The sequence below is a fragment of the Desulfoluna sp. HI9BLuna genome (genome assembly GCF_056829775.1).
Genome location: NZ_CP186555.1, coordinates 5,265,332 through 5,291,671, shown reverse-complemented (window position 1 = coordinate 5,291,671; position 26,340 = coordinate 5,265,332). Strand labels below are relative to the sequence as shown.

Genomic DNA, 26,340 nt, shown 5'->3' with positions numbered 1-26,340 from the left:
TGTTTTTACAGTCCCCACGAAACGGCGTGTGCATTCCATGTGTCGCTCGTGGAGAGTGTGAAAGCCCGGACGATCAGTCCGGTGACCTCATGACCCGCGGGCCGAACACCAGCACCACATGCAAGCCCGCAGACTGAACTCACAAGGAGTGTTGAGCACCATGATTCACGACAGTGTGGATGCGGCTAAAAAAGCCAAAGGCGGAAAAACCGATGCCGCCCAGGAACAGGAAAGAATGATCAAGGGTACCCTCTCCAAGATCAAGAACAAACTCTTTGTCATGAGCGGCAAAGGTGGTGTGGGAAAAAGCTCCATCTCCGCCAACCTCGCCGTGGGCCTTGCCGACAAGGGCTTCAAGGTAGGACTCATGGATGTGGACCTCCACGGCCCCAGTATTGCCCAGATCATGGGCTTAAGCGAGCTCCTCGACATCAACGAAGATCGAAAACTCATCCCCGCCCAGAAGGGTGAGAACCTCAAGGTCATCACCATGCAGTGCCTGATGCGCGAAGCCGACCAGGCCGTTATCTGGAGGGGACCGGCCAAAGCGGGCATGATCCAGCAGTTTGTCAGCCAGGTGGAGTGGGGTGATCTTGACTTCCTCGTCATTGATGCCCCTCCGGGAACCGGCGATGAGCCCCTCACCGTGGTCCAGACCATCCCCGAGTCCAAGGCCATCGTGGTCACCACGCCCCAGGAAGTGGCCCTTGCCGATGTGCGCAAGTCCATCAACTTCTGCCAGACCGTAAAGCTTGACGTGGTGGGCCTTGTGGAGAACATGGGCCCCTTCTCCTGCCCCGGCTGCAACACCAAGATCTCCCTGTTCAAAAGCGGCGGCGGTCAGACCACGGCCACCCAGATGGGCATTCCCTTCCTGGGCACCCTCCCCTTTGACCCGGAGGTGGTGGAAGCCTCGGATGCAGGCACCCCCATTTTCACCAAGAACAAGTCCAACGAATTCTCCAAAGCCCTTGACGGCGTGATCGCAAAAATCGTCAAGCAGCTGTAAAATCGACGCGTACCGGCCCGGCTTGTTTCCGGGCCGGTACGCCCGCTTGTCAGCCCACACACCAACGGTTGCAACCCATGGACCCATCCGGCACCACAATCCGACGCCGTTTAGAACGCGTGGAAGAGACCCTGTCTCCCCTTGCCGCCAGGTCCACCAACGCCCTTCGCCGCCAGCCCGATTCCGCCGAAGCATCCGGCTACCGCCCCGCCTACGCCGTGGATGTGGACCGGATCATCAACTCCCAGGCCTACACCCGATACATCGACAAAACCCAGGTTTTCTCCCTGATCCAGAACGATCACCTCACCCACCGGGTGCTCCACGTGCAGCTGGCCTCCCGCATTGCGCGCACCGTGGGACGGGCCATGGGGCTCAACGAAGACCTCATTGAAGCCATCGCCCTGGGCCACGACATCGGCCACGCCCCCTTCGGCCACCAGGGGGAAAAGATCCTTTCGGAGCTTTCCAGACAGGTGGGTCTGGGCCCCTTCCGCCACAACATCCAGAGCGTCCGATGCCTTGACACCTTGGAGAAAGAGGGGAAAGGCTGGAACCTCACCCTCCAGACCCTGGACGGGATCTTCTGCCACAACGGCGAAAGCCATGACCTTCCCCTTTCCCCGGACCGGCACAAGACCTTTGCCCAGCTGGACGACGAAATGCACCGACTGGGCCAGGGAGAGCGGTTTGCCCCGGCACCATTGACCCTTGAAGGGTGCGTGGTCAAATTTGCGGACACCATCAGCTACATCGGCCGGGACATCGAAGACGCCATCCGCCTGGGCATCATCAAGCGCAGCGACCTGCCGAAGCCCTGCACCCGAATCCTGGGAGAGACCAACGGCACCATCGTCTACAGCCTGGTCACCGACGTCATCACCCACAGCACCGAAGGGGAGATCCGTTACTCCGACGAGGCGGCAGAGGCCATAAAGGCCCTAAAGACATTCAACCTCAAGCGCATCTACCGAAGCCCGGCCATCAAGGAGCACCTGGGAAACCTCTCCCAGCTCTTTGCCCTGGTCTTTGACACCTGCCTGGACGACCTGCGCAGCAAGCGCAAAGGCTCCCTCATCATGGAGGGCTTTGTCCGCACCATGCCCGCGGCCTACCTGGAAACCACCCCGGCCGAAATGGTGGTCCGGGACTTTATCTCGGGCATGACCGATACCTACTTCCTGCGCCTCTGCCCGGAGGAACTCCGCCCGAAGGTCATTCATCTCACCCCGTCACCATAGAGACCCCATGAGCAACGAAAACCCCCTTTATCAAAACCGAACCTATCGCAAACTCTGCACACGGGAGAGCCTTACCACCTTTCGGGCCACGGTCAAGGAGACCGACCTTGCCATTTCCGCCTGCCGTGACCTCACCGCCGAAGCTGTCCGGGCCATCCTGGATGCCCGCACCCCTTTGGAGACATGGCTCGAAACCCACCCGGACTTTGCCACCTCCCTGGTCCCCGTACCGGTCACCGGCCCGGCCCCGTCCCTGGTCCGCACCATGGCCGATGCATGTCAAAAGGCAGGGGTCGGCCCCATGGCCGCCGTGGCGGGTGCCCTCTCCGAGGCTGTGGCAAGGGCCCTGCTCCCCCACTCTTCCGAGGTAATCGTTGAAAACGGCGGGGACACCTTCATTGCCGTCAAAGGAGACACCACCGTGGCCCTCCACGCAGGGGATTCCCCCTTCTCCATGAAGGTGGGCCTGGCCTTCAAGGATGTGCAAGCGCCCTTTGCCGTCTGCACCTCCTCCGGCACCGTGGGCCACTCCCTGAGCTTCGGGAATAGCGACGCCGTATGCGTGGTCTCCCCATCCGGCGCCCTTGCCGATGCGGCGGCCACGTCCATCGGGAACAGGGTTACAGGTGAAAAAGACATCGACGGGGCCGTCGAATTTGGAAAAACCATCCCCGGAGTGGAAGGGCTTGTGGTTGTGGCAGGTTCCCGTATCGGGTTCTGGGGAGCCCTGGACCTCGTGCGGCTCTGAGCCATGGCTTGCGGCCCAAAAAGCCCGCCGCCCAAGCCCTTCAGGAGAAAAAAAGGTTGAACTTTTCAATCAAAAAGTTTATGTGAATCCAACAGTATCTTTCTCGAATTGCCTGCCGATTCGCCGAACCCGTCCGCCACATTGTGCCGGACCGCGCCCCAAACGCAGGCTCAAAAAACCTGCCGACGGAAAAAAACCGGGCACGACACCAGGAGAAAACCATGAAAAAACTTAAATTTGCTCTGATATTCTTGATACTTGTCGCACTGTTTGTCGTAGCCTACCAGAATCGGGTCTTTCTGCTTACCACAGAGGCTCTTTCCGTGGACCTCAAACTGTGGGGCTACCAGTCTCCGGCCATCGCCCACGGCCTCTACTTCCTCGGTTTTTTCCTCGTGGGCTTCCTTTTGGCCTACACCTCCGGCCTCATGGCCCGTTTCCGATCCAGCAAGATGGTCAAGGAACTCAACGCCGTCATCGATTCCCAGCAGGAGAAGATCTCCACCCTGCGCGGTGAGATGGACCTGCTGAAGCGTCGCCCCGTGGAAGCCCCCGAGCCCCAGGCAGAAGTAGTCGTTGAAGAGGCCCCCGAAGCTCTGGAATCCGAGTCCTCACAGAGCTGATTATTCGCCCAGATTTAACCAGAACCCCACGGGAAATCACCCGGCAGAAGAGGCACCGGCGTACCGTCGCCATAAGGCCTTCCGTCCCGGAGATGCCCTGTAGTAATCCGTCCCAAAGCCATATACGCCGCGCCACTGAGCGCGGCGTTTGCTTTCGCGGGGAGCGGCACCCAACAAGACAACCATGACGCAAAACAAACCCACACCCATGATGGCCCAGTATCTTGAGATCAAGTCCAACCACCCGGACGCGATCCTTTTTTACCGTATGGGTGACTTTTTTGAGATGTTCTTCGAAGACGCGGAAAAAGCGTCCAAAGTCCTTGAAATTGCCCTCACCTCCCGGGACAAAAAATCCGAGAACCCCATCCCCATGTGCGGGGTCCCGGCCAAGGCAGCGGACAGTTACATCGCCCGCCTTATCAACGCCGGGCTCAAGGTGGCTGTCTGTGAACAGGTGGAGGACCCCAAGGCGGCCAAGGGACTCGTCAAACGGGACGTCACCCGCATTGTCACCCCGGGCATGATCCTGGACTCGGCCCTTCTCGATGAGAAGAGCAACAACTTCATCCTCTCCATCCACCGGAACAACGGGGCTGCCGGGCTGGCCTGCCTGGACATCTCCACCGGCACCTTTCGCCTCTGCGAGACCTCGGACCTCTCCGCCCTTTTTGATGAATCGGTGAAGCTCTCCCCCTCGGAGGTCCTGCTTCCCGAATCCCTGCGCATCGACCGGGACATGGAGCCCCTGAAAGACGCCCTGCAAACCAGCTCCTTCACCTACCTGGAAGACCGGGAATTCGACCACAGGGGCGCCAAGAGCCGCCTGACGGATCAGTTCAACACCCGCTCTCTTGAAGGATTCGGGTGTGAAGGGCTCAAAGCCGGGGTGGGCGCCGCAGGTGCCATCCTCTCCTATGTCAGCGAGACCCAGCTCAGGAAAATCGAACACCTCGACCGCATTGAGACCTACGGCCTGGACGACTACCTTGTCATGGACGACTCCAGCCTCCGGAACCTGGAGCTCATCGCCAACTTACGGGACGGCTCTCGAAAAGGGACCCTTGTGGGCACCATCGACAAGACTGTCACCGCCATGGGGGGCCGCCTCCTCAAAAATTGGGTACGCTCGCCCCTGCTGGCACCCAAGGCCATCGAAGCGCGACTGGACGCCGTCTCCGAGGCCAAGGAGCACATGACGCGCCGCAGCCTGGCCCGAGAGGACTTAAGCGGGGTCTTTGACCTGGAGCGACTTGCCGGGCGTATCGCCATGAACCAGGGCAACGCCAGGGACCTCACCGCCCTGAAGAACTCCCTTGTGGCCCTGCCCCGCCTGCTGGAACAGCTCACGGACTTCGGCTCTGAGCTTTACCGCTTCGACGGCAACGCAGCTGGCCTTGCCGAGCTCGCCGAACTGCTCCAGCGAGCCGTCCGGGAAGACGCCCCCCTGACCCTTCAGGAGGGCGGCATCATCAAGGAAGGGTTCAACGAAGAGCTTGACGAGCTCATCCGCCTCACCACCGACGGCAAGAGCTGGATCGCCGAGCTGGAGGTGACGGAGCGCGAAAAGACCGGCCTCTCCTCCCTCAAGGTGAAATACAACAAGGTCTTCGGGTACTTCATCGAAGTCTCCAAGGCCCAGTCCGCCCAGGTGCCGGACAGCTACATCCGAAAGCAGACCCTGGTCAACGCCGAACGCTACATCACCGAAGAGCTCAAGGAGTTCGAGACCAAGGTCCTCCACGCCGAAGAGCGGCGCAGCACCCTGGAGTACCAGATATTCTGCTCCCTGCGGGATTCCGTGACCCAGAAAAACGCAGACCTTGCTTCGGCCGCGCGCTTCATCGCCCGGGTGGACGTGCTCCTGGCCCTGGCCGAGATTGCGGACCACAACGGCTACACACGGCCCGCCATCACCACCGACGGCATCATCGACATCCGGGACGGACGCCACCCCGTGGTGGAAAAGATGATCACCGCAGAGCGGTACGTCCCCAACTCCATCCGACTGGACAACACGGACAATCAGGTGATCCTCATCACCGGCCCCAACATGGCCGGTAAATCAACGGTCCTCCGGCAGGTGGCCCTCATCACCCTTATGGCTCAGCTGGGCTCCTTTGTCCCGGCGGCAAAAGCGGTTATCAGCGTCACCGACCGCATCTTCACCCGCGTGGGCGCCCTGGACAACCTCTCCCAGGGGCAGAGCACCTTTATGGTGGAGATGGAGGAGACGGCCAACATTCTCAACAACGCCACCTCCGACAGCCTCATCATCATGGATGAAATCGGCAGGGGCACCAGCACCTACGACGGCCTCAGCATTGCCTGGGCCGTGGCCGAGTACCTCCACGACCTCTCGGGAGCCGGTGTCAAAACCCTGTTTGCCACCCATTACCATGAGTTGACGGAACTCGAAGGGCTCAAGCCCCGGGTCAAAAACTTCAACATTGCGGTGAAAGAGTGGAACGAAAACATCATTTTTTTGCGAAAACTGGTTGAAGGCGGGACCAACAGAAGTTACGGTATCCAGGTGGCACGCCTTGCCGGTGTTCCCCAGACCGTCATCAAACGGGCCAAAAAAGTACTCTCCGTCATCGAAAGCGATGAAAACGGCGACCAGAAAAACCTCGGGCGGCGCCTGGGAGAAGGCCTCCCGGAAAAAAAGGCAAAGCCGCCCAAGAAGAGCGGGAAAGCCAGAAAAAAAGAGAGCGGATTTGTCCAGCTGGCCCTTTTCCCGTCACGGGAAAATCCGGTCCTTGAGAAACTCCGGTCGGTGGACATCAACGCCACCACCCCCTTGCAGGCCCTGGCCCTGCTCAACGAACTGAAAACCCTGTCCGAAGAGGAATCAAAGAGCTGAAGTGGGAGATCGGGTGCAGCAGACCAGAGAGATCCACAAAAAAACAGATGGCCCCATACGGTCCCTGGGCACTCCTCGGGCCGTTGCCGTGGCCTGTCTCCTGCTCTTGTTTCTTTTGCCGATGCTGTTTGCCGCCCCCCTGGCCGGGGCGGCCCCACGGGACGAGGCAAAAAAAGCATACCACGCTGCAGAATCCTATCACCGCAAACTCCTGAAGACCCCCTCCTGGAAAAACAGGCGTGATAAATGGGAAACCTGCGCCAACAAATACCTCGACGCCTGGCGCAAGGACACCCGAGGGCCCTGGGCCCCGGCAGGCCTCTACCAGGCCGGCAAACTCTACATTGAACTGGAAAAATACTCCGGCAAGCGCTCCGACCTCGAACGCGCCCGGAGCCTCCTGACCCAGGCGAGGGCCTTCAGCTCCAGCCGCTACAGCCATGAGGCCACCAAGCTCCTGAGGCGCCTTCCCAAACCCGCGGCCAGACCGGCCAAACCCAAGGCCCCGCCCGTTTCCGTCAAGGCCTCCGAGACACGGAAAGCCAACAAACCCGTGGTTTCGCCTGCCCCTCAAAAAGCCACCGACGGCGCCGTCACCCACATCCGCTACGGCTCCCTTCCCTCACGCACCCGCATCGTGCTGGACACCAAGGGGTCCCTGGCCTTTACCCACGGCATGCTACGTCACGACCCGAAAAACAAGCGCCCCAAGCGAATCTGGATCGATATCAAGGGGCACGCGGAGAAAAAACTGGAAACGAGCATCACCCTTCCCAACGATCCCAGGGTCAAACAGGTCCGTTCCGGCCTTTTCAAACCCGGCACTGTCCGGGTGGTGGTGGACGCAGTCAATTTCAGCCACTACAAGGTGTTCTCCCTGAAAAAGCCGGACCGCATTGTGGTGGACATCTGGAGCAGCAAACCCTCAACCCCTGCCCCCTCGCCACGGGCACCGAGAAAAGATCCAGGGGATCTCATCACCCCCGACGACCTGGCGCGCCAGCTGGCCCTGGGCGTCCGGCGTATCGTCATCGACGCCGGTCACGGCGGCAAGGACCACGGAGCCCCGGGGTATTACAAGGGGGTTGCCGAAAAGGACATTGTCCTGTCCCTTGCCAAGCGTCTGGCCGTGAAGCTCCGCAAGGAGCTCAAATGCGAGGTGATCCTCACACGGAGCACCGACCGCTACCTGAGCCTGGACGAACGCACCACCTTTGCCAACCGCAAGCGGGCCGACCTGTTCATCTCCATCCACGCCAACGCCTCCCGAAACAGAAAGGCCTACGGGGTGGAGACCTATTTCCTTAACCTGGCCAAGGACCGGGCCTCCATCAACGTGGCCGCCCGGGAAAACGCCACCAGTGAAAAAAACATCAGCGACCTGCACACCATCTTGAACAGCCTGATGAAAAACGCCAAGATCAACGAATCCAGCAGGCTCGCCCAGTACGTCCAGAGTTCCCTGGTTGCCAACCTCAAGGGAAGTTACAGCAACATCAAAAACAAAGGCGTCAAGCAGGCACCGTTTTATGTGCTCCTGGGTGCCCGCATGCCGGCCATCCTTGTGGAGACAGGCTTTATCAGCAACAAACGGGAGTGCAAGCGCCTTGGCAACTCCGCCTATCAGGAAAAAATCTGCGACGGCATCGTCAAGGGAGTCAAGCGCTACATCGAGTCCACCCACCCCTCGTCTTTAGCCCGCAAAGGGCAATAAATCAGGCAAGAGTTCCTGTCCGCAGAGAGGGAACAGTCCGCAAAAAAACAGTCAAACCCATTGTAATTGGAGAAAAGGTACGGTAACGATAAACGCAGTGCTGTAAAAATAAACATTGCTCACGCCTGTTTTTCCTTATCCCCAGGGAAGCACCGACGCTTTCTGCCTCCCGGCTGCTTCGATGATGAAATCAAGGTGAATGGGCAGGCGTTCACCGGAGGGCTATCCGTTGCCAGACCCCACGCGACATGAGACACCGGAAGAGATGATTCTGCGCCTTGAGGCGGAGCTGAACCAGGCCCGTGCCTCCCTTGCCGTCAAAGACGCCATGGTTGAACACGCCAGCGACGGCGTGGTGGTCATTCAGGACGAGTGCTTTGTCTTTGCCAATGGCAAGGTGCAACAGCACCTGGGCCTTCCGGCCCAGGAGATCATCGGCCACCCCATCGCCGAATTCATCCACCACGACGACACCATAAGAGTCCTTGACAGCTACCGTCTCACCATTGGAGATGCCTCAGGGGAAGGGTTCTCCGAGTACACCTTCCGCACCGTCAAAGCCGACGACAGCTTCGGTGTGGTTCGCCTGCGCTCCTCCGGCATCCTGTGGAACGGGCGCCCCGCGACTCTCACCTTTCTCCGGGACATCACCCGGCAGATCACCAGCCAGGCCGAACTGGAAGAGTACCGGGACAAGCTGGAAGAGAAGGTGGAAAACCGAACCGCCGAGATGGTGGCGGCCAACCGGAAGCTCCGGGAAGAGATCGCCAAGCGCAAAACCTACGAAGAGGAGCTCATCAAGAGCCGAAGCTCCTATCAGACGATCCTGGACAGCATCCAGGAGGGATTCTTCGAGGTGAACCTGGCCGGCAAGCTCATCTTCTTCAACAACTCCATGTGCGACATCTCCGGCTACACGCGCCAGGAGCTCATGGGCCTCCACTACAAGGCGTACACCAGCAAAAAAACCGCCGCCGAGCTCTTCAACGTCTTCAGCACCATCTACACAACCGGCATCCCCGGAAAGATCAGCGACTATGAAATGGTAGGCAAAAACAAGTCCGCTGTCCTCTCCATCTCCGCCACCCTCATCCGGAACCAGCACGGGGAACCCACAGGCTTCCGGGGCGTGGCCCGGGACATCACCGACCGGAAGCGGGCTGAAGAGGCCCTTGCCCAGGCACGAAACGACCTGGAAAAACGGGTGGAGGAGCGGACTGCCGAGCTGATCCGGGCCAACGAACGCCTCACCCGGGCCAAGGAGGAGGCGGACAAGTCCACCCGGGCCAAGAGCGAGTTCCTGGCCAACATGAGCCACGAAATCCGAACCCCGCTGAACGCCATCGTTGGCATGTCCGATCTGCTCACAAAGCAGATCGACACGGAAAAACGCCTGGAGTATATAGGCATCATCCGCAGCTCCTCCCTCTCCCTTCTGGAGCTCATCAACGACATCCTCGATTTTTCCAAAATCGATGCGGGAAAGCTCACCTTTGAGAGCATCCCCTTTTCGCTGCACGAACTCATCGACGAGAGCACCGACATGTTCCTTGAAAAGAACATGGCAAAGCAACTGGAGCTCATCATCGACATCGATCCCAGGATCCCCCGACAGCTCATCGCTGACCCCTTGCGTCTGCGGCAGGTGCTCTCCAATCTCATCAGCAACGCCTTTAAGTTCACCGAGGAAGGAGAGATCTGCATCCGCGTTTCCTTAAAAGAGATGGAGGGATCCGGGGCCACCCTCCTCTTTGAAATCCGGGACACCGGCATCGGTATTGACCCGGCCCTCCTTGAAAGCGGCACGGACGATATCTTCAACGCCTTTGCCCAGGCAGACGGCTCCACCACCCGCAAATACGGTGGCACGGGCCTGGGCCTTGCCATCTGCCGAAACATCGTCCGCATCATGGGAGGCGACATCTGGGTGAAAAGTGAGCGGGGCAAGGGCAGCCTCTTCTCCTTTACCGCCCGGTTCAAGGTGGTGCCCGAAAGCATCACGGCCACCCCCACCCTGCCGCCCACCATGGGCGAGATGTGCGCCCTCATCGTGGACGACAACCCATCCACCCTTATGGTCATCAAGCGGTACATGGAGTCCTTCGGGTTTCGCACGGACCTGGCCGAGTCCGGGGAGCAGGCCCTTGGCCTCTGCCGGGGAGCCGACCAGGGCCGCTCCTACGACCTGGTGGTCCTGGACGTTCGGCTTCCGGGAATGGACGGCATTGAGGTGGCCCGGCAGATCAAAGAGACAAAACGATCGGATGCACCCCCCATCATCATTATCAGCGCCCTGGGCAATGGGTTTGAGATCAAGCGGGCCAAGCAGCTCGGGGTGGAGAGCTTCCTGCTCAAGCCCATCAAGCAGTCCCTGCTCTTTGATTCCATCATGGAAATCTTTGGCTACGAGTCCACGCAAAAAAACGACACCGCCCGGCACCCCTCCCCCAGCGACGAATTTTCCGGTGTCTCCATTCTCCTGGTGGAGGACAACCCCATCAACCGCATGGTGGCCACCGAGATGCTTCAGGGCTCCGGGGCCCTCATCGACACGGCCGAGTGCGGTACCGAGGCCGTTGAAAAGATAAAGACACAAAATTACGACGTGGTGCTCATGGACATCCAGATGCCCCAGATGGACGGTTACCAGGCTACCCGGGTCATCCGCAACGAGCTGAAACGCATCGGTCTGCCCATCATCGCCATGACCGCCCACGCCATGTACGGGGACCGGGAAAAATGCCTGGCCGCAGGCATGAACGATTACATATCCAAGCCCATCGACCGAACCCGCCTCTTTTCGGTCATCCGGAAAAACATCCGCCTTACAGAAGCCCTGAAGCTGGGAGCCCGATACGCCCGCCGGCCCGACCAGGCCCCCTCTCGCCGGGAGTTCTCCTTTACCCTTCCCGGCCTCAACCTGGAGGAAGGGGTCCATAGGCTGGGGGGCTCCTGGGACACCTATGTCCGGATCCTTCAGGAATTCAAAGCCCAGTACACACCGTTTTTCACGGAGTTCAGAAAGCTCATGGCCGCAGGAGACCTCGAAGAGGCCGGCCGAAGCGTCCACGCCCTGAAGGGCGTGGCCGGAAACATCTCCGCAGGGGAACTCATGCTGGCCGCAAAATCCCTTGAGACGGCCATCCAAAAAGAGGAAAAGGAGCATATCGCAGAGAGTTTCCACCTGGTGGAAGCCTCCCTTGCCGTGGTGCTGGACTCCGCCGGAAAGATCGGCAACACCACAGCCCCGGGCAACGCCACACCCGTCACGCGCCCCCGTCCGTCCTCACCCACGGAAACAGCCCTGGCCCTGCTGCCCGAGCTGGCCGGCCACCTGGCCCAATTCGATCCCGTGGCCTCAGAGGGGTGCTTCCGGAAGGTCAAGGAAAACCTGGCCCGCATCCCCAGGCCGGCCTCCGACATGACGCAGCTGATCACCGCCATGGAAAAAGCGATTCTGGCATACGATTTCGAGGGGGCCGCCTCCCTTACGGACACCCTCTCGCGCCATCTCAAACACACCGGCAGGCCAGCCCCGACAGGCACAAGCCCGTCGTCGCGCCCCAACGAATAAGAGGCCATTGAAGCCTGGCACAAGGACCGACCCCATGACAGAACATGCCAACAGGAGAATCCTCCTCGTTGACGATACAAAGGCCAACATCGATATCCTCGTCCAGGCCCTCAGGGAGGACTACAAGCTCGGGGTGGCCTTAGGCGGCCAAAAGGCCATTGAGTACGCCCACGCCAATCATCTGGACCTCATCCTCCTGGATATCCTCATGCCGGGCATGGACGGCTTTGAGGTCTGCGGTCGGCTCAAGGAGTCACCGGCCACACGGGATATCCCCATCATCTTCATCACGGCCATGGACGACCCCGCCCACAAGCGCAAGGGACTCTCCATCGGTGCCGTGGACTACATCACCAAACCCTTTGACATCTCCGAGGTCAGGGCCCGGGTGAAAACCCACCTCACCCTCAAGGTGACCCAGGAGAGCCTCAAAAACAAAAACCTCATCCTTGAAGAAAAGGTGAGGCAGCGCACCCGGGAACTCAAGGAGACCCAGGTGGAGATCGTCACCCGCCTGAGCCTGGCCTCCAAATTCCGGGACTGCGGCACCGGCCAGAACGTGCTGCGCATCAGCAAACTGGCCGAGATGCTCGGCAGCAAGGCAGGGCTTTCCGAAGAGGAGACCGAGCGCCTGGCCCTCTCCAGCACCCTGCACGACGCCGGAAAAATAGGTATCCCGGACGAAATCCTCATGAAAAAAGGGAAACTCACCGACGCCGAATGGGAGCAGATGAAAGGGCACACCACCATCGGCGCCCGCCTCCTGGCCGGAAGCAACTCTCCACTCATGCAGGACGCCCGCACCATCGCCCTCACCCACCATGAGCGATGGGACGGCACCGGCTACAACCAGGGCCTCAAAGGCGAAGAGATCCCCCTCATCGGTCGCATCGTGGCCATCTGCGATGTCTTTGACGCCCTCATCTCCGAGCGCCCCCACAAAGCTCCCTGGCCCGTGGACAAAGCCTTCCGGGAAATTCAGGATTGCAGCGGTTCCCATTTCGATCCCCGGCTGGTGGAGCTCTTCATGGAGATGCGCGAGGCCGTCGTTGACCTCATCGCAAAAAACGATTAGAACAGGTCCGACAGGTACCCCAAGAACTCACCCCCCAACCCGTGACGGACCCCCATGGACAAACAACGCCTCACACAGATTCTCGAAACCCTCAAAAACGGAGACCTCTCCGTGGACGAGGCTGCGGGTAAGCTCACCCACGTGGTCAACGAAGACCTGGACTTTGCCAACATCGACCATCACAGGAGCCTGCGCAAAGGCTTTCCCGAGGTGATCTTCGGAGAGGGCAAGACCAGCGAGCAGATCATCGGCATCATGGAAAGGATGATGCACCAGGAAAACGTCATCCTCACCACCCGCGTGGACGAAGAAAAGGCCCGGCGCATCATTGAAGCCATTCCCACCTGCCGGTACGAGGCGGACGCACGCATGGTCATCTGTGCCTCGGAAGAGCCGGAACCCACCGGCCACGGCACCGTGCTGGTGCTCTCGGCCGGGACCTCGGACATCCCCGTGGCCCGGGAAGCCCTGCTCACAGCCCGCTACATGGGAAACCGCGTGCAGTCGGTCTTTGATGTGGGGGTTGCCGGTATTCACCGCCTCATGCGCCACCGAGAAGCCATGGAACAGGCGACAGTGATCATCGTGGTGGCCGGCATGGAGGGGGCCCTGCCCAGCGTGGTGGCCGGCATGGTGAAGGCCCCTGTCATTGCCGTGCCCACCAGCGTGGGGTACGGGGTCAGCTTCGGCGGCATGACCGCCCTGTTCGGCATGCTGAGCAGCTGCAGCTCCAACGTGGCCGCCGTAAACATCGACAACGGCTTCGGCGCCGGATACATGGCCTCGGCCATCAACCACATTCCCCTGCCCGCATCGTAAGCCATTCTGCCGGGGAACCGGGCCGCATTCCGGACCTTCGGCCCTTCGCCATCGGCGAAAAAAGCCTGTAAAAACGCCCGTGGTCAACCATGGGCGTGATTTTATCCCCGCCCTGCCCCACCCAAAGAGAAATATTCAAAACACCCCTATAATATCAAAATGTTATACGTGCACGCAAAATTGATTCTGCCGAAAGAAACACGATTTTCCTAAAGCAAACCGGCCGCACGCTTAACATATATAAAAGATTCCCCCCGACTTTTTTCCACATCCGATACGAACTCCTTGACAAAGGGGGATGAAGAGGATATCAAGTGACGATCAAATGAATCTATTTAGGAAACCCGGACTCATGTACGACGCCAAAGCGATTACCAACCTTATTATTGTGATTCTCATTCTTGTAGTGGGCATTGTGCCCGTGATTGGGATTCGTCTACATAAAGGCGACTGGTAATGGCTTAACATAAATATCACACAAAAAAAAAGCCGTTATCAGCCCTCGCTGGTAACGGCTTTTTTTATGGAGCACGTCATGAAAAGCAACAATGTCAAGAAGGGCGTAGAGAGAGCCCCGCACCGATCCCTCTTCAAGGCCATGGGCTACACCGACACCGAAATTGAGCGCCCCATCATCGGCATCGCCAACTCGGCCAACACCATCATTCCGGGTCACACCCACCTGAACCGCATCACCGAAGCGGTCAAGGCAGGGATCTACATGGCAGGCGGCATGCCTGTTGAGTTCGGGACCATCGGCGTCTGCGACGGCATCGCCATGAACCACACCGGCATGAGCTACTCCCTTGGCAGCCGGGAGCTCATCGCCGACTCCGTTGAAGTTGTGGCAACGGCCCACGCCCTGGACGGCCTGGTCCTGATCCCCAACTGCGACAAGATCGTCCCCGGCATGCTCATGGCCGCCGCGCGCCTCGACATCCCCTCCATCTTTATCAGCGGAGGCCCCATGCTGGCCGGGCGCCATCCCGAGCGCCCCAATGAAAAGGTGGACCTCATCAGCGTCTTTGAATCCGTGGGCGCGGTTCTCTCCGGGAAGATGACCGAGGAAGAGCTCACCGCCATGGAAGACTCGGCCTGCCCCACCTGCGGCTCCTGCTCCGGCATGTTCACGGCCAACTCCATGAACTGCCTCACCGAAGCCATCGGCCTGGGCCTGCCCGGCAACGGCACCATCCCCGCGGTCATGGCCGCCCGGGAACGCCTGGCCAAACTGGCGGGCATGAAGATTCTGGAACTCGTGGAAAAAAACATCACCCCCAGCCAGATCCTCACCGAGGAGGCCTTTGCCAACGCTCTGGCCGTTGACATGGTCCTGGGCTGTTCCACCAACACCGTGCTCCATTTAAAAGCCATCGCCCATGAAGCGGGCGTTGAGGTGCCCCTGTCCCTCATCAACGAGGTCAGCAAGGTCACCCCGCACCTCTGCTCCCTGTCCCCCGGCGGCAAGGACCACATCGAAGACTTGAACCGCGCTGGCGGCATCCAGGCCATCTTGAAAATCCTGGCCGACCAGGGACGCCTCAACACCGAGTGCATCACCGTCACCGGCGCCACCGTGGGGGATAATATCAAAGCCGCAAACGTCCTGGACGCCGACGTCATCCGCCCCTGGGACAACCCCTATCACGAGGAAGGGGGCCTTGCCGTCCTCTTCGGCAACATCGCCCCGGAGGGCTGCGTGGTCAAGCAGTCCGCCGTCCTCCCCGAGATGATGCAGCACAAGGGTCCGGCCCGTGTCTTTGAATCCGAAGAAGAGGCTTCTGCGGCCATCATGGCCGGCAAGATCAACAAAGGCGACGTGGTGGTCATCCGTAACGAAGGACCCAAAGGCGGCCCGGGCATGCGCGAAATGCTCACCCCCACCTCCGCCATCGCGGGCATGGGGCTGGACGGCTCCGTGGCCCTTATCACCGACGGCCGGTTCTCCGGCGGCACCCGCGGCGCGGCCATCGGCCACGTCTCACCCGAGGCGGCCTCGGGCGGCCCCATCGGCCTCATCCGCGAAGGGGACCTCATCGCCATCAACATCGCCACCAAGAGCATCGAGCTGATGATCCCCGAGATGGCCATTGAAAAGCGCAAAGCCGAATGGGAGGCACCCGCCCCCCGCATCACCAAGGGCTACATGGCCCGTTACGCCCGCATGGTCTCTTCGGCCAGCCAAGGGGCTGTGGTGAAGTAACATGGACTTACCGGCCGCTTCGGCGGCCGTTTACTCCGTTTTAAATGAATTTTGACGATGACTACGGCGACGGGACGCGGCCTTTCCCCGTCGCCAAACAAGCAAAGGATCAAGGAATGTCTGCAATGGAACTCACAGGAACTGAAATCCTGATGAAAGTGTTGAAGGAAGAGGGGGTTGACACCATCTTCGGATACCCGGGTGGTGCGGTCATCGATATCTACGACGAACTTGCCAGGACGGATATCAGACATATCCTTGCACGCCACGAACAGGGCGCCGTGCACGCAGCCGACGGATTTGCCAGGGCCACGGGCCGCACAGGCGTCTGCCTGGCCACTTCCGGACCCGGTGCCACCAACACCGTCACCGGCATCGCCACGGCTTACATGGACTCCATCCCCATGGTGATCATCACCGGCCAGGTCCCTACCCAGCTCATCGGCAACGACGCCTTCCAGGAGGTGGACATCGTGGGGATCACCCGTCCCTGCACCAAGCACAACTACCTGGTCAAGGACATCGACAGCCTGGAGCGCATCTTGAGGGAAGCCTTCTTCTTGGCCCGTTCCGGTCGCCCCGGCCCGGTCCTGGTGGATATCCCCAAAAACGTGCAGTCCCTGAAGGCCAAGGTCAACGGTCCCCAGGACATCTCCATGCGGACCTACAAGCCCACATACAAGCCCAACGTCAAGCAGCTCTCCCGCGTGGCCGGGCTCATCAAGAACGCCAAGCGTCCCTTGATCTTTTCCGGCGGCGGCGTGGTGCTCTCAGGGGCTTCCGAGGCCCTGACCCAGTTGGCAAAAAACACCAACATCTCCGTTACCAGCACCCTCATGGGCTTGGGCGCCTTTCCCGGTACCGATCCGCTGTGGCTTGGCATGCCGGGCATGCACGGCACCTTCCGTGCCAACATGGCCATCAGCCAGTGCGACCTGATGCTGGCCGTGGGGGTCCGCTTTGACGACCGCGTCACGGGACGAACCGACGACTTCGCCCCCAACGCCACCATCATCCAGATCGACATCGACCCCACCAGCATCCACAAGAACATCGAGGTGGACGTGCCCATCGTGGGGGACTGCAAGATCGCTCTGGAGAAGCTCAACGAGCTCCTGGAAAAAGAGGCGGTCTCCGAAAACGCGCCGGACCGAACCGAGTGGGAGAGCCAGATCGAGGCCTGGAAAAACACCACGCCCCTGGCCTACGACCAGCAGGAGACCATCAAGCCCCAATACGTCATCGACACCTTCTTCAAGATGACCAAGGGCGAGGCCATCGTCACCACCGAGGTGGGCCAGAACCAGATGTGGGCCGCCCAGTACTACCACTTCAACCGGCCCCACCAGTTCATCACCTCCGGGGGCCTGGGCACCATGGGCTTCGGCCTGCCTGCGGCCATCGGCGCCCAGATGGCCTGCCCGGACAAACTCGTGGTGGACGTGGCCGGTGACGGCAGCATCCAGATGAACATGCAGGAGATGGCAACCGCCGTGGAGCACAAACTGCCCATCAAGGTCATCATCCTCAACAACCGCTACCTGGGCATGGTGCGCCAGTGGCAGGACCTCTTCTACGACAAGTGCTACTCCGCCACCACCCTGGACCACAACCCTGATTTTGTGAAGCTTGCCGAGGCCTACGGCGCCAAAGGACTCCGGGCCACCAAGCCCGAGGAGGTGGAAGCCGTCCTCAAAGAGGGCCTCGAAACCGAAGGGGCCGTGATCATGGAGTTCATGGTGGACCGGGAAGAGAACGTCTACCCCATGGTCCCTGCGGGCAAGGCCATCACCGACATGCTCCTTGTCTGATCCGTGGACCGGCCCTGCGTTGCAGCAGGGCCGCCGTTTAACGCCATCGCACCCTGAACCGATACGGGCGGCCGAAATCCGGCCCCCCTTATAGATACGAAGGAAATCGACCCATGAGCGAAAAACGACACATCCTCTCCATCCAGGTGGACAACGAGCCCGGCGTCCTCTCCCGCATTGTCGGCCTCTTCTCCGGCCGCGGCTACAACATCGAGAGCCTCAACGTGGCAGCCACCAACGAGCCCGAGATCTCCCGCATCACCATGGTGACCACGGCAGACCCCGGCATCATGGAGCAGATCAAAAAGCAGCTCCACAAGCTCATCAACGTGGTGACGGTCCACGACCTCACCGAATCGGACTACGTCCAGAGGGAGCTGGCCCTCATCAAGGTCCACGCCAAGGCCGAAAACCGCGGTGACCTCATCAACATCATCGACATCTTCCGATACAAGATCGTGGATGTGGGCCCCGAGCACGTCACCGTCCAGGCCACGGCCACGGAAGACAAGCTCAAGGCCTTTATCGAGCTGGTCACCCCCATGGGGATTAAAGAGATCGTCCGCACCGGCAGCATTGCCCTGTATCGCGGTAACTGATCACAAAACAGACATCCCCGGCCTTAAAGAGGCCGGGGCAACCCCATGGCCGGTGCGTATAAGAGACAAACAGACGCACAAGAGCCACCTGGTTATCATTTTTCAAGACAACACCCGGAGCAAGATGACATGGAACCGGTCCTGATATTCGACACCACCCTTCGCGACGGCGCCCAGGGAGAGAACATCTCCTTTTCGCCGGAGGACAAACTCAAAGTGGCCCAGCGCCTGGACGACATGGGCATCCACTACATCGAAGGCGGATGGCCCGGCTCCAACCCTGCCGCCGATCGCTTCTTCGAGCTGGCCAAAGGCGAAACCTTCGCCACGGCGCGCATCACCGCCTTCGGCTCCACCAGGCGGCAGGGGATCCCCGCCGAGGAAGACGCCAACTTAAAGGCCCTGGTGGGCTGCGGTTCTCCGGCTATCACCATCTTCGGCAAGACCTGGGACCTCCATGTGGTGGACATCATGGGCAACACCCTGTCTGAGAACCTGGCCATGATCGAAGAGAGCGTCGCCTTTCTCAAAAGCCACGGCCGCGAGGTCCTCTACGACGCCGAACACTTCTTCGACGGGTACAAGGCCAACCCGGAGTACGCGGTGAAAACCCTGTCCGCCGCCCTTGCCGGGGGCGCGGATGTGGTGGTGCTGTGCGACACCAACGGAGGCACCCTGCCCCACGAGGTAACGGAGATCCTGGAGACGGTCAAGGCCGCCCTCGATGCCGAGACCGGCCGCAATGTCCGCATGGGCATCCACGCCCACAACGACTGCAACCTGGCCGTTGCCAACTCCATCGCTGCCGTCCAGGCAGGAGCTATCATGGTCCAGGGCACCATCAACGGGTACGGGGAACGCTGCGGCAACACCGACCTCACCTCGGTGATCCCCATCCTGAACCTGAAACTGAAACGCCCCTGCGTCTCCGAGGCGAACCTGAAAAAACTGAAACCGCTGTCCCGCTTCGTGAGCGAGACCTCCAACATGATCCCCCTGGCCTCCCGCCCCTTTGTGGGCAAGAGCGCCTTTGCCCACAAGGGCGGGGTCCATGTGAGCGCCGTCATGAAAGAGCCCCTCTCCTACGAGCACATCGATCCCGAGGATGTGGGCAACAGGCGGCGGGTGCTGGTCTCGGACCAGGCGGGCCGGAGCAACATCGAATACAAGGCCAAGGAGATGGGCATCGACCTTGAGGCCCCGGAGTTCGACTCCAAGCGCATCGTCAGCGAGATCAAGATGCTGGAACAGGAAGGCTACCAGTACGAGGTGGCCGACGGCTCCTTCAAGGTCCTCATGGACAAGTTCCTGCTACAATACGAGCCCGTCTTCGACCTGGAGTCGTTCCGGGTCACCATTGAAAAGGACAAGGACCGCCCCTGCACCTCCCACGCCATCGTGAAGGTGAACGTAGGCGGCGTAAGCGAGATCACCGCAGCCGAAGGCCACGGCCCGGTGAGCGCCCTGGACAACGCCCTGCGCAAGGCCCTGAGCCGGTTCTACAAAGAGCTGGAGACCATGCACCTCGTGGACTTCAAGGTCCGCGTCATGGACGGTCGGGGCGGCACCGAAGCCAAGGTCCGCGTCCTCATCGAATCCCGGGACGGCGACGACATCTGGAGCACCATCGGCGTCTCCGAGGACATCATCGAAGCGAGCTTCGAGGCACTGGCCGACAGCTTTCAGTACAAGCTGGCCAAGAAAAAATAGCCGGACGCACCCTTTGCGGCACGTCCCGCAGGCCACATACACACGGCGGTCTTCAATGGCCGCCATACCACCAACAGGGGACCAGGAGGCCCCGTACCATGAAAGAGGTGACAATGACCGCAGGAGACGCCGCAGGCATCCTGCGGTCCATGCTCACTGGGTTTGCCTGAATTCAAACGACACATCGTTAGAACCACAAGACAAACTTGCAGACCCAATTTTCGGAGCACAAAACCATGAACAGAACCATCACCATATTTGACACCACCTTACGAGACGGCGAACAGTCACCCGGCGCAAGCATGAACACCGCGGAAAAACTGCGCATCGCCACCCATCTGGACGCTCTGGGCGTGGACGTCATCGAAGCGGGGTTTCCCGCATCTTCCCCCGGTGATTTCGAGGCGGTCTCCCGCATCTCGGAGACCGTAAAAAACGCGGAAGTGGCCGCCTTGTGCCGGGCCACCGCCGGGGACATCGACCGGGCCTGGGAAGCCATCAAGGACGCGGTAAAACCCCGGATCCACACCTTCATCGCCACCTCGGACATCCATCTGGAGTACAAGCTCCGCATGGGCCGCGACGAGGTTGTGGAGCGAGCCGTGGCAGCGGTTTCCCACGCACGGCAGTACACGGACAACATTGAGTTCTCCGCCGAAGACGGCTCCCGCACCGACCCCGACTTTCTCTGCCGCATCTTCGGGGCGGTCATCGAGGCCGGGGCCACCACCGTGAACCTCCCCGACACCGTGGGCTACGCGGTCCCCAGTGAATTCGGCGAGCTGGTGCGCCACGTCATGGCCAACACCCCGGGCATGGACAAGGCCACCTTGAGCGTCCACTGCCACAACGACCTTGGACTGGCAACGGCCAACACCCTGGCGGCCATTGCAGCCGGAGCCGGACAGGCCGAGGTCACCATCAACGGCATCGGCGAGCGGGCCGGCAACACGGCCCTGGAAGAGGTGGTAATGGCGCTGCACACGCGCCCCGGCACCTTTCCCATGGAGACGGGCATCGACACCACGCGCATCCACGCCACGGGCCGCCTGGTCAGCTCCATCACGGGCATCATGGTGCAGCCCAACAAGGCCATCGTCGGGGCCAACGCCTTCTCCCACGAATCGGGCATCCATCAAGACGGCATGCTCAAAAACCCCATGACCTACGAGATCATGAGGCCGGAAACCGTGGGGCTCACCACCAACAAGCTGGTGCTGGGCAAACTGTCCGGACGCTTTGCCCTGCGCTCCCGCCTGGAGGAGATGCGCTACAACCTCACCGAAGAGGAACTCAACACCGTCTTCGAAAGCTTCAAGGTCCTGGCCGACCGGAAAAAAGAGATCATGGACGAGGACCTGGAAGCCCTGGTCACGGACGTGGTCCTGCGAAGCCACGAGGTGTACACCCTGGAGTACCTCCACGTCACCTCCGGCACCACCGTCTACCCCATGGCCAGCGTGCGCCTGGGCATCAACGGCAAGGTGAAGCAGGGAGCCTTTGAAGGCAACGGCCCCATCGACGCGGTGTTCAACACCATCGCCAAAATCGCCGGGCGGGAGCCCGAGCTCCTGCGCTTCTCCATCGGCGCTCTCACCGGCGGCACCGACGCCCAGGGTGAGGTGACCGTCCGCATGAAGGAAGGGGAGCATGTCTCCCTGGGGCGCGGCGCCGACCCGGACATCATCACGGCCAGCGCCAAGGCCTACATCAACGGCCTCAACCGCCTTGAATATTTCAAGTCAAACCCCGTCACGTCCTGTGATGTGATATAGGTTTATATAAAAAAAGCCTCCGGCGGCCCTGTCGGAGGCCAAGCTTTTGAAACGTTTGATAAACAGGTAAGAAAACTTCGGGCCGCCCGCGGGTGGCCCCAGCAAGCCGATATGGCCCATTAATCTTTATTTTTACGATATGGAGCATCCAAAGATGAACTACTTCAACACCCTTCCCTTACGCCTTCAACTGGAACAGCTTGGCCAATGCAGCTTCATGGACCCGTCTGAGTTCAACGGCGTGGAGAAGCTCAAAGGCAAAAAAATCGTTGTCGTGGGTTGCGGGGCCCAGGGTCTTAACCAGGGCCTGAACCTGCGTGACAGCGGCCTTGACGTCTCCTACACCCTGCGTCAGGCAGCCATCGACGAGAAGCGCCAGTCCTACCTGAACGCAACCGAAAATGGCTTTGCCGTCGGCACCTACGAAGAGATGCTCCCCACCGCCGACCTCGTGCTCAACCTCACCCCGGACAAGCAGCACACCAACGTGGTCAAGGCCGTCATGCCCCTCATGAAAAAAGGCGCCTGCCTGGCTTACTCCCACGGCTTCAACATCGTTGAAGAGGGCATGCAGGTCCGCGAGGACCTCACCGTTGTCATGGTGGCCCCCAAATCCCCCGGAACCGAGGTTCGCGAAGAGTACAAGCGCGGGTTCGGCGTCCCCACCCTCATCGCCGTCCACAAAGAGAACGACCCCAACGGCGACGGCCTGGAGATCGCCAAGGCCTACGCCGCCGGTACCGGCGGTGACCGCGCAGGTGTTCTCCTCTCCTCCTTCATTGCCGAGGTCAAATCCGACCTCATGGGCGAGCAGACCATCCTCTGCGGCATGCTCCAGACCGGCTCCATCCTCTGCTTTGATAAAATGATCGAAAAGGGCATGGACGCAGGCTACGCCAGCAAGCTCATCCAGTACGGCTGGGAGACCGTCACCGAAGCCCTCAAGCACGGCGGCATCACCAACATGATGGACCGTCTGGACAACCCCTCCAAAGTCAAGTGCTTTGAGGTATCCGAAGAGCTCAAGACCATCATGCGTCCCCTCTTCAACAAGCACATGGACGACATCATGAGCGGCGCCTTCTCCGAAGGCATGATGGCCGACTGGGCCGAGGGCGACGCCAAGCTCCTGGGGTGGCGTGAAGAGACCGGCCAGACTGCCTTTGAAAAGTCCACCGCCGGCGACATGGAGATCTCCGAGCAGGAATTCTTTGACAACGGCATCCTCATGGTGGCCATGGTCAAGGCAGGCGTTGAGCTGGCCTTTGAAACCATGGTGGCCGCTGGCATCAAAGAGGAATCCGCCTACTACGAGTCTCTCCACGAGACCCCCCTCATCGCCAACCTCATCAGCCGCAAGAAGCTCTACGAGATGAACAAGGTCATCTCCGATACCGCAGAATACGGCTGCTACCTCTTCGCCAATGCCTGCGTGCCCCTTCTGGCCGACTTCATGAAGAGCGTAGAGACCGACATCATCGGCAAAGGCCTTGCCGCAGACGGCAACGGCGTGGACAACGTGGCCCTCATCGGCGTCAACGATGCCATCCGCAACCACCCCGTGGAAGTCATCGGCAAAGAACTCCGCAGCTTCATGACCGCCATGAAAGCTATCTTGTAGAAAGAAAACGCGGTCGCATCGCGACCGCGTTTTCTTTCTACGTACCGCCTTCGGCGGTGTGGAGAGCAAGCTGAAATAAAAAAGGTGGAACCGAATGTTCGGTTCCACCTTTTTTTATTTTTAAGCATCGCAACAGGCTGCATGACGAGCCTCGGGTAGCCATTCCCACTGCTCACGGGCGCAGCCCGTCAACACATGTGACGTACCTGAGGAACGAAGGAACGGAGCATGTGCGAACCTGGGTTCCAAGGTCAGCCCTTGGCCGCCGGAGGCATGCTTTTGTTTTTTACTAACCGTTGGATTGTCCCAGCATGCCGGCCTTGAGGGCTTCGGTAGTGGGCTTGGCGCCGAGCCAGATGCCGAAGAGGGCTTTTTTGAACTCGTACCCTTTGATGGTGGCCTTTTTCTCTCCCTGCTTGTAAATGGAGGTGCCGGTGCCGGGGACATAGACCATGTCGTAGACATCGTCCACGTGGATCTTTTCACTGAACACGTCCATCATCTGGTCGATCTCCGCCTGAATGGGGGCGGTGTTGCCGTTGGTGGAGGTCTTAAAGCCCTTGCGGGTGGACTTGGACATTTTCTTGGAGGTGATGAGCTTGCTGGTGATGTGGAGCCGGATGGCCATGGGGGCATCGGCCGCGACCACGGCGTCGCCGTCGGAGCTCTTCTCCTGGAGGAAAAGGGCCGCCACATAGGGCTTTACAAAGCTTTTGACACGGATGCCCGAGCCGTTGAAGACAAGGTCCACGCCGTCAAAGGTGACCTTTTCCGGGAAGGTGACATCCTCTGCATCCACGGCAAAAGCAGTGCCTGTGGCAAGGCAGAGGGCCAGAAGTATCATCACAATTCGCTTACACATATTTCCTCCTCATTGACGTTTGATGGTCGGTATGATGTCGGCCCGGGGTGCCCGGGCCGGTACACGCGCATGTCTGCACCGGGGATAAAACAGCTACTGCCCCTTGCGCGTCCAGTACTCGTTGCGTCCCAGCAGAGACACCCCGATGAACCCGCGCACTTTCAGCTGCTTGCCCCCTTTTTTAAGCTTCATGAGGCACTTGTAGGTTTTTCCGTTGTCCGGGTCGTAGATATGACCATTCTCCCAGTCATTGCCCCCCACATGGGAAAACCCGTGGGCCAGGGTCATGCCCAGAACGGGCTGTTTGGCCTTTTCCGGGTCGGGGTTGTTGGCGTCCACCACAGGGGCCCCGTTCTCATCGGTGGCCACCGACTCGGCCAGCCAGACAATCTTCCCCGCATAGGTGTCGCCCTCTTTGTAGATTTCGACGACAGCCTCGTTATCCTTGGTGTACCACTGCCCCAGAATGGCGTCTGCCGACACCTCGCAAGAGCCTGCGCCGGGCAGGCAGACCAAAAGAGCCAGAACAAGAAGAACCGGGATGGTGCGCTTCATCAACTCCCCCTTTCCATTGTTTCACATCGGTTAACATTCGAACGACAAACCAAATGAAAAGACAACAGACATAAACCCTAACTATGTTCAGTCTTAATAAACAAAGATAGAGCTCAAAAGCAAGGATATTCACCACCTGCCGATCCCGGGGCACCGCCTTCGGAACCTGAGGGGAACGAGACGCAAGGGAAAAGCCCCACGGCTGAAGCCGTATCCCAAGGTGTCGTGCCCCAATAAAAAAAGCCGCGTAAAAACGCGGCTTTTTAAAATTCTTTCGTATAACCCGATCATCGAAGACTGGCTGTCAGGGCTTTAAGGGCTTCAGACCTCTACGCTCCCGATGAGGTCGTTGACATCGCTGATCCCCTTCTCCTTGAGAAAGGCTTCAATGCCGTCCACCACCTTCTCGGCGGCGTCGGGGTACACAAAGTTGGCCGTGCCCACCTGAACGGCGGAGGCCCCTGCAATGAGGAATTCCACGGCGTCGTCGGCGGTCATGATCCCGCCCATGCCGATGACCGGAATCTTCACGGCCTTGGCAACCTGGTACACCATGCGGATGGCAACGGGCTTCACCGCGGGGCCGGAGAGCCCCCCCACCACGTTGGCCAGCAGGGGCTTACGGGTATGGATGTCGATGCCCATGCCGGTGAGGGTGTTGATCAGGGAAACCGAGTCAGCCCCCTCCCCTTCCACGCTCCGGGCGATCTCGGTGATGTCCGTGACGTTGGGGCTGAGCTTGACCATGACGGGCAGGCTGGTTTTTGCCTTCACCGCCCTGACCACATCGGCGGCTGCAACGGGATCCACGCCGAAGGCCAGGCCCCCTGCGCTCACGTTGGGGCAGGAGATGTTGATCTCGATGCCGTGGATGCCCTCCACGCCCTCGGCGGTGTCCGCGATGGCCGCGTACTCTTCCACGGTCTTGCCGTAGATGTTGATGAACACCTTGGTGTCAAAGGCCTTCATCTCCGGAAGTTTTTCCTTGATAAACCGCTGGATCCCTACGTTCTCAAGGCCGATGGCGTTGAGCATGCCGCAGGAGGTCTCTGCGATGCGGGGGGGAGGGTTGCCCTTGGCGGGATACAGGGAAAGCCCCTTCATGACGACGCCGCCCAGCCGGTTGAGGTTGAGGACCTCGGCAAACTCTTTGCCGTACCCGAAGGTTCCCGATGCGGTCATCACCGGGTTGGCGAGGCGTACGCCTCCGATATCCACTGATGTATTGATGGTCTGGCTCATGATCTCTTTCGTATAGATTGATGGTGACTTATCTGCCCGCCCGCAAATGCTTCAGGGAACTCCCCAGGCCCGGCGGTATCCACGGATGCCGATCCGAATGGCGCACTATACCACAGTCGGTCCCCATGCAACACCCCGGGGTTCGCGAAAGCGAAAAGCATGCCTCCGGCGGCCCTGCCGGGGGCTAAACGTTTAAAAAAGTTTAACAAACAGGTTTTAAACATCGGCGTAACGATTCAGAACAAATGGTGCGCAAGCACACCCTACAAAATGTCACATGCAAGCTGTTAACGCCA

The 26,340-nt window shown here is 60.0% G+C and carries 18 protein-coding genes; 15 read left to right on the top strand and 3 right to left on the bottom strand.

Features of this window, described 5'->3' with window-relative positions; all coding sequences use genetic code 11:
* Positions 1-160: 160 nt before the first annotated feature.
* The 15 genes from ACOYW0_RS21575 (at position 161) to ilvC (ending at position 23,385) form a co-directional block, all read left to right on the top strand.
* Positions 161-1,009, top strand: a complete 849-nt coding sequence (locus tag ACOYW0_RS21575; protein WP_482415821.1) for a P-loop NTPase — start codon at positions 161-163, stop codon at positions 1,007-1,009.
* 77 nt (positions 1,010-1,086) lie between these two features.
* The gene (locus ACOYW0_RS21570) at positions 1,087-2,250 is read left to right on the top strand and encodes a deoxyguanosinetriphosphate triphosphohydrolase family protein (RefSeq protein WP_482415820.1); all 1,164 of its coding nucleotides are present in this window, start codon (positions 1,087-1,089) and stop codon (positions 2,248-2,250) included.
* A gap of 7 nt (positions 2,251-2,257) precedes the next feature.
* On the top strand, positions 2,258-2,998 hold the full coding sequence (locus ACOYW0_RS21565) for a UPF0280 family protein (RefSeq protein WP_482415819.1): 741 nt from the start codon (positions 2,258-2,260) through the stop codon (positions 2,996-2,998).
* A gap of 221 nt (positions 2,999-3,219) precedes the next feature.
* On the top strand, positions 3,220-3,621 hold the full coding sequence (locus ACOYW0_RS21560) for a hypothetical protein (protein WP_482415818.1): 402 nt from the start codon (positions 3,220-3,222) through the stop codon (positions 3,619-3,621).
* 184 nt (positions 3,622-3,805) lie between these two features.
* The gene (mutS, locus tag ACOYW0_RS21555; protein ID WP_482415817.1) at positions 3,806-6,484 is read left to right on the top strand and encodes a DNA mismatch repair protein MutS; all 2,679 of its coding nucleotides are present in this window, start codon (positions 3,806-3,808) and stop codon (positions 6,482-6,484) included.
* A gap of 13 nt (positions 6,485-6,497) precedes the next feature.
* Positions 6,498-8,198, top strand: a complete 1,701-nt coding sequence (locus ACOYW0_RS21550; protein WP_482415816.1) for an N-acetylmuramoyl-L-alanine amidase — start codon at positions 6,498-6,500, stop codon at positions 8,196-8,198.
* Positions 8,199-8,463: 265 nt separating this feature from the next.
* Positions 8,464-11,772, top strand: coding sequence for a hybrid sensor histidine kinase/response regulator (locus ACOYW0_RS21545; protein ID WP_482415815.1), 3,309 nt, complete (start codon positions 8,464-8,466; stop codon positions 11,770-11,772).
* Positions 11,773-11,806: 34 nt separating this feature from the next.
* A complete protein-coding gene (locus ACOYW0_RS21540; RefSeq protein ID WP_482415814.1) occupies positions 11,807-12,847 on the top strand; it encodes a response regulator in 1,041 nt (346 codons plus the stop codon).
* 54 nt (positions 12,848-12,901) lie between these two features.
* Entirely contained in the window at positions 12,902-13,666 is a 765-nt protein-coding gene (gene larB / locus ACOYW0_RS21535; RefSeq protein ID WP_482415813.1) for a nickel pincer cofactor biosynthesis protein LarB, read from the top strand.
* Between the two features lie 535 nt (positions 13,667-14,201).
* Positions 14,202-15,869, top strand: coding sequence for a dihydroxy-acid dehydratase (gene ilvD, locus ACOYW0_RS21530; RefSeq protein ID WP_482415812.1), 1,668 nt, complete (start codon positions 14,202-14,204; stop codon positions 15,867-15,869).
* Between the two features lie 125 nt (positions 15,870-15,994).
* A complete protein-coding gene (gene ilvB / locus ACOYW0_RS21525) occupies positions 15,995-17,680 on the top strand; it encodes a biosynthetic-type acetolactate synthase large subunit (RefSeq protein WP_482415811.1) in 1,686 nt (561 codons plus the stop codon).
* Between the two features lie 113 nt (positions 17,681-17,793).
* On the top strand, positions 17,794-18,279 hold the full coding sequence (gene ilvN / locus ACOYW0_RS21520; protein WP_482415810.1) for an acetolactate synthase small subunit: 486 nt from the start codon (positions 17,794-17,796) through the stop codon (positions 18,277-18,279).
* A 129-nt stretch (positions 18,280-18,408) separates the two neighbouring features.
* The gene (gene cimA / locus ACOYW0_RS21515) at positions 18,409-19,989 is read left to right on the top strand and encodes a citramalate synthase (protein ID WP_482415809.1); all 1,581 of its coding nucleotides are present in this window, start codon (positions 18,409-18,411) and stop codon (positions 19,987-19,989) included.
* Positions 19,990-20,225: 236 nt separating this feature from the next.
* A complete protein-coding gene (locus ACOYW0_RS21510; RefSeq protein WP_482415808.1) occupies positions 20,226-21,764 on the top strand; it encodes a 2-isopropylmalate synthase in 1,539 nt (512 codons plus the stop codon).
* 154 nt (positions 21,765-21,918) lie between these two features.
* The gene (gene ilvC, locus ACOYW0_RS21505; RefSeq protein WP_482415807.1) at positions 21,919-23,385 is read left to right on the top strand and encodes a ketol-acid reductoisomerase; all 1,467 of its coding nucleotides are present in this window, start codon (positions 21,919-21,921) and stop codon (positions 23,383-23,385) included.
* Positions 23,386-23,674: 289 nt separating this feature from the next.
* Here ilvC and ACOYW0_RS21500 read toward each other — a convergent pair whose 3' ends face one another.
* The 3 genes from ACOYW0_RS21500 to ACOYW0_RS21490 all read right to left on the bottom strand — a co-directional run bounded on the left by ACOYW0_RS21500 (position 23,675) and on the right by ACOYW0_RS21490 (position 26,044).
* Positions 23,675-24,247 (bottom strand): chalcone isomerase family protein, encoded by a 573-nt coding sequence (locus tag ACOYW0_RS21500; RefSeq protein WP_482415806.1) that lies wholly within the window; start codon positions 24,245-24,247, stop codon positions 23,675-23,677.
* Between the two features lie 93 nt (positions 24,248-24,340).
* Positions 24,341-24,802 carry a DUF2147 domain-containing protein gene (locus ACOYW0_RS21495; protein WP_482415805.1) on the bottom strand — a complete coding sequence of 154 codons (462 nt, stop codon included), beginning with the start codon at positions 24,800-24,802 and terminating at the stop codon, positions 24,341-24,343.
* Positions 24,803-25,123: 321 nt separating this feature from the next.
* Positions 25,124-26,044 (bottom strand): dihydroorotate dehydrogenase, encoded by a 921-nt coding sequence (locus ACOYW0_RS21490; RefSeq protein WP_482415804.1) that lies wholly within the window; start codon positions 26,042-26,044, stop codon positions 25,124-25,126.
* Positions 26,045-26,340: the final 296 nt, after the last annotated feature.

Coding starts and splice junctions, on each gene's coding strand:
- ACOYW0_RS21575 (WP_482415821.1), top strand. CDS start 161: ATGATTCACGACAGTGTGGATGCGGCTAAAAAAGCCAAAGGCGGAAAA.
- ACOYW0_RS21570 (WP_482415820.1), top strand. CDS start 1,087: ATGGACCCATCCGGCACCACAATCCGACGCCGTTTAGAACGCGTGGAA.
- ACOYW0_RS21565 (WP_482415819.1), top strand. CDS start 2,258: ATGAGCAACGAAAACCCCCTTTATCAAAACCGAACCTATCGCAAACTC.
- ACOYW0_RS21560 (WP_482415818.1), top strand. CDS start 3,220: ATGAAAAAACTTAAATTTGCTCTGATATTCTTGATACTTGTCGCACTG.
- mutS (WP_482415817.1), top strand. CDS start 3,806: ATGACGCAAAACAAACCCACACCCATGATGGCCCAGTATCTTGAGATC.
- ACOYW0_RS21545 (WP_482415815.1), top strand. CDS start 8,464: ATGATTCTGCGCCTTGAGGCGGAGCTGAACCAGGCCCGTGCCTCCCTT.
- ACOYW0_RS21540 (WP_482415814.1), top strand. CDS start 11,807: ATGACAGAACATGCCAACAGGAGAATCCTCCTCGTTGACGATACAAAG.
- larB (WP_482415813.1), top strand. CDS start 12,902: ATGGACAAACAACGCCTCACACAGATTCTCGAAACCCTCAAAAACGGA.
- ilvD (WP_482415812.1), top strand. CDS start 14,202: ATGAAAAGCAACAATGTCAAGAAGGGCGTAGAGAGAGCCCCGCACCGA.
- ilvB (WP_482415811.1), top strand. CDS start 15,995: ATGGAACTCACAGGAACTGAAATCCTGATGAAAGTGTTGAAGGAAGAG.
- ilvN (WP_482415810.1), top strand. CDS start 17,794: ATGAGCGAAAAACGACACATCCTCTCCATCCAGGTGGACAACGAGCCC.
- cimA (WP_482415809.1), top strand. CDS start 18,409: ATGGAACCGGTCCTGATATTCGACACCACCCTTCGCGACGGCGCCCAG.
- ACOYW0_RS21510 (WP_482415808.1), top strand. CDS start 20,226: ATGAACAGAACCATCACCATATTTGACACCACCTTACGAGACGGCGAA.
- ilvC (WP_482415807.1), top strand. CDS start 21,919: ATGAACTACTTCAACACCCTTCCCTTACGCCTTCAACTGGAACAGCTT.
- ACOYW0_RS21500 (WP_482415806.1), bottom strand. CDS start 24,247: ATGTGTAAGCGAATTGTGATGATACTTCTGGCCCTCTGCCTTGCCACA.
- ACOYW0_RS21495 (WP_482415805.1), bottom strand. CDS start 24,802: ATGAAGCGCACCATCCCGGTTCTTCTTGTTCTGGCTCTTTTGGTCTGC.
- ACOYW0_RS21490 (WP_482415804.1), bottom strand. CDS start 26,044: ATGAGCCAGACCATCAATACATCAGTGGATATCGGAGGCGTACGCCTC.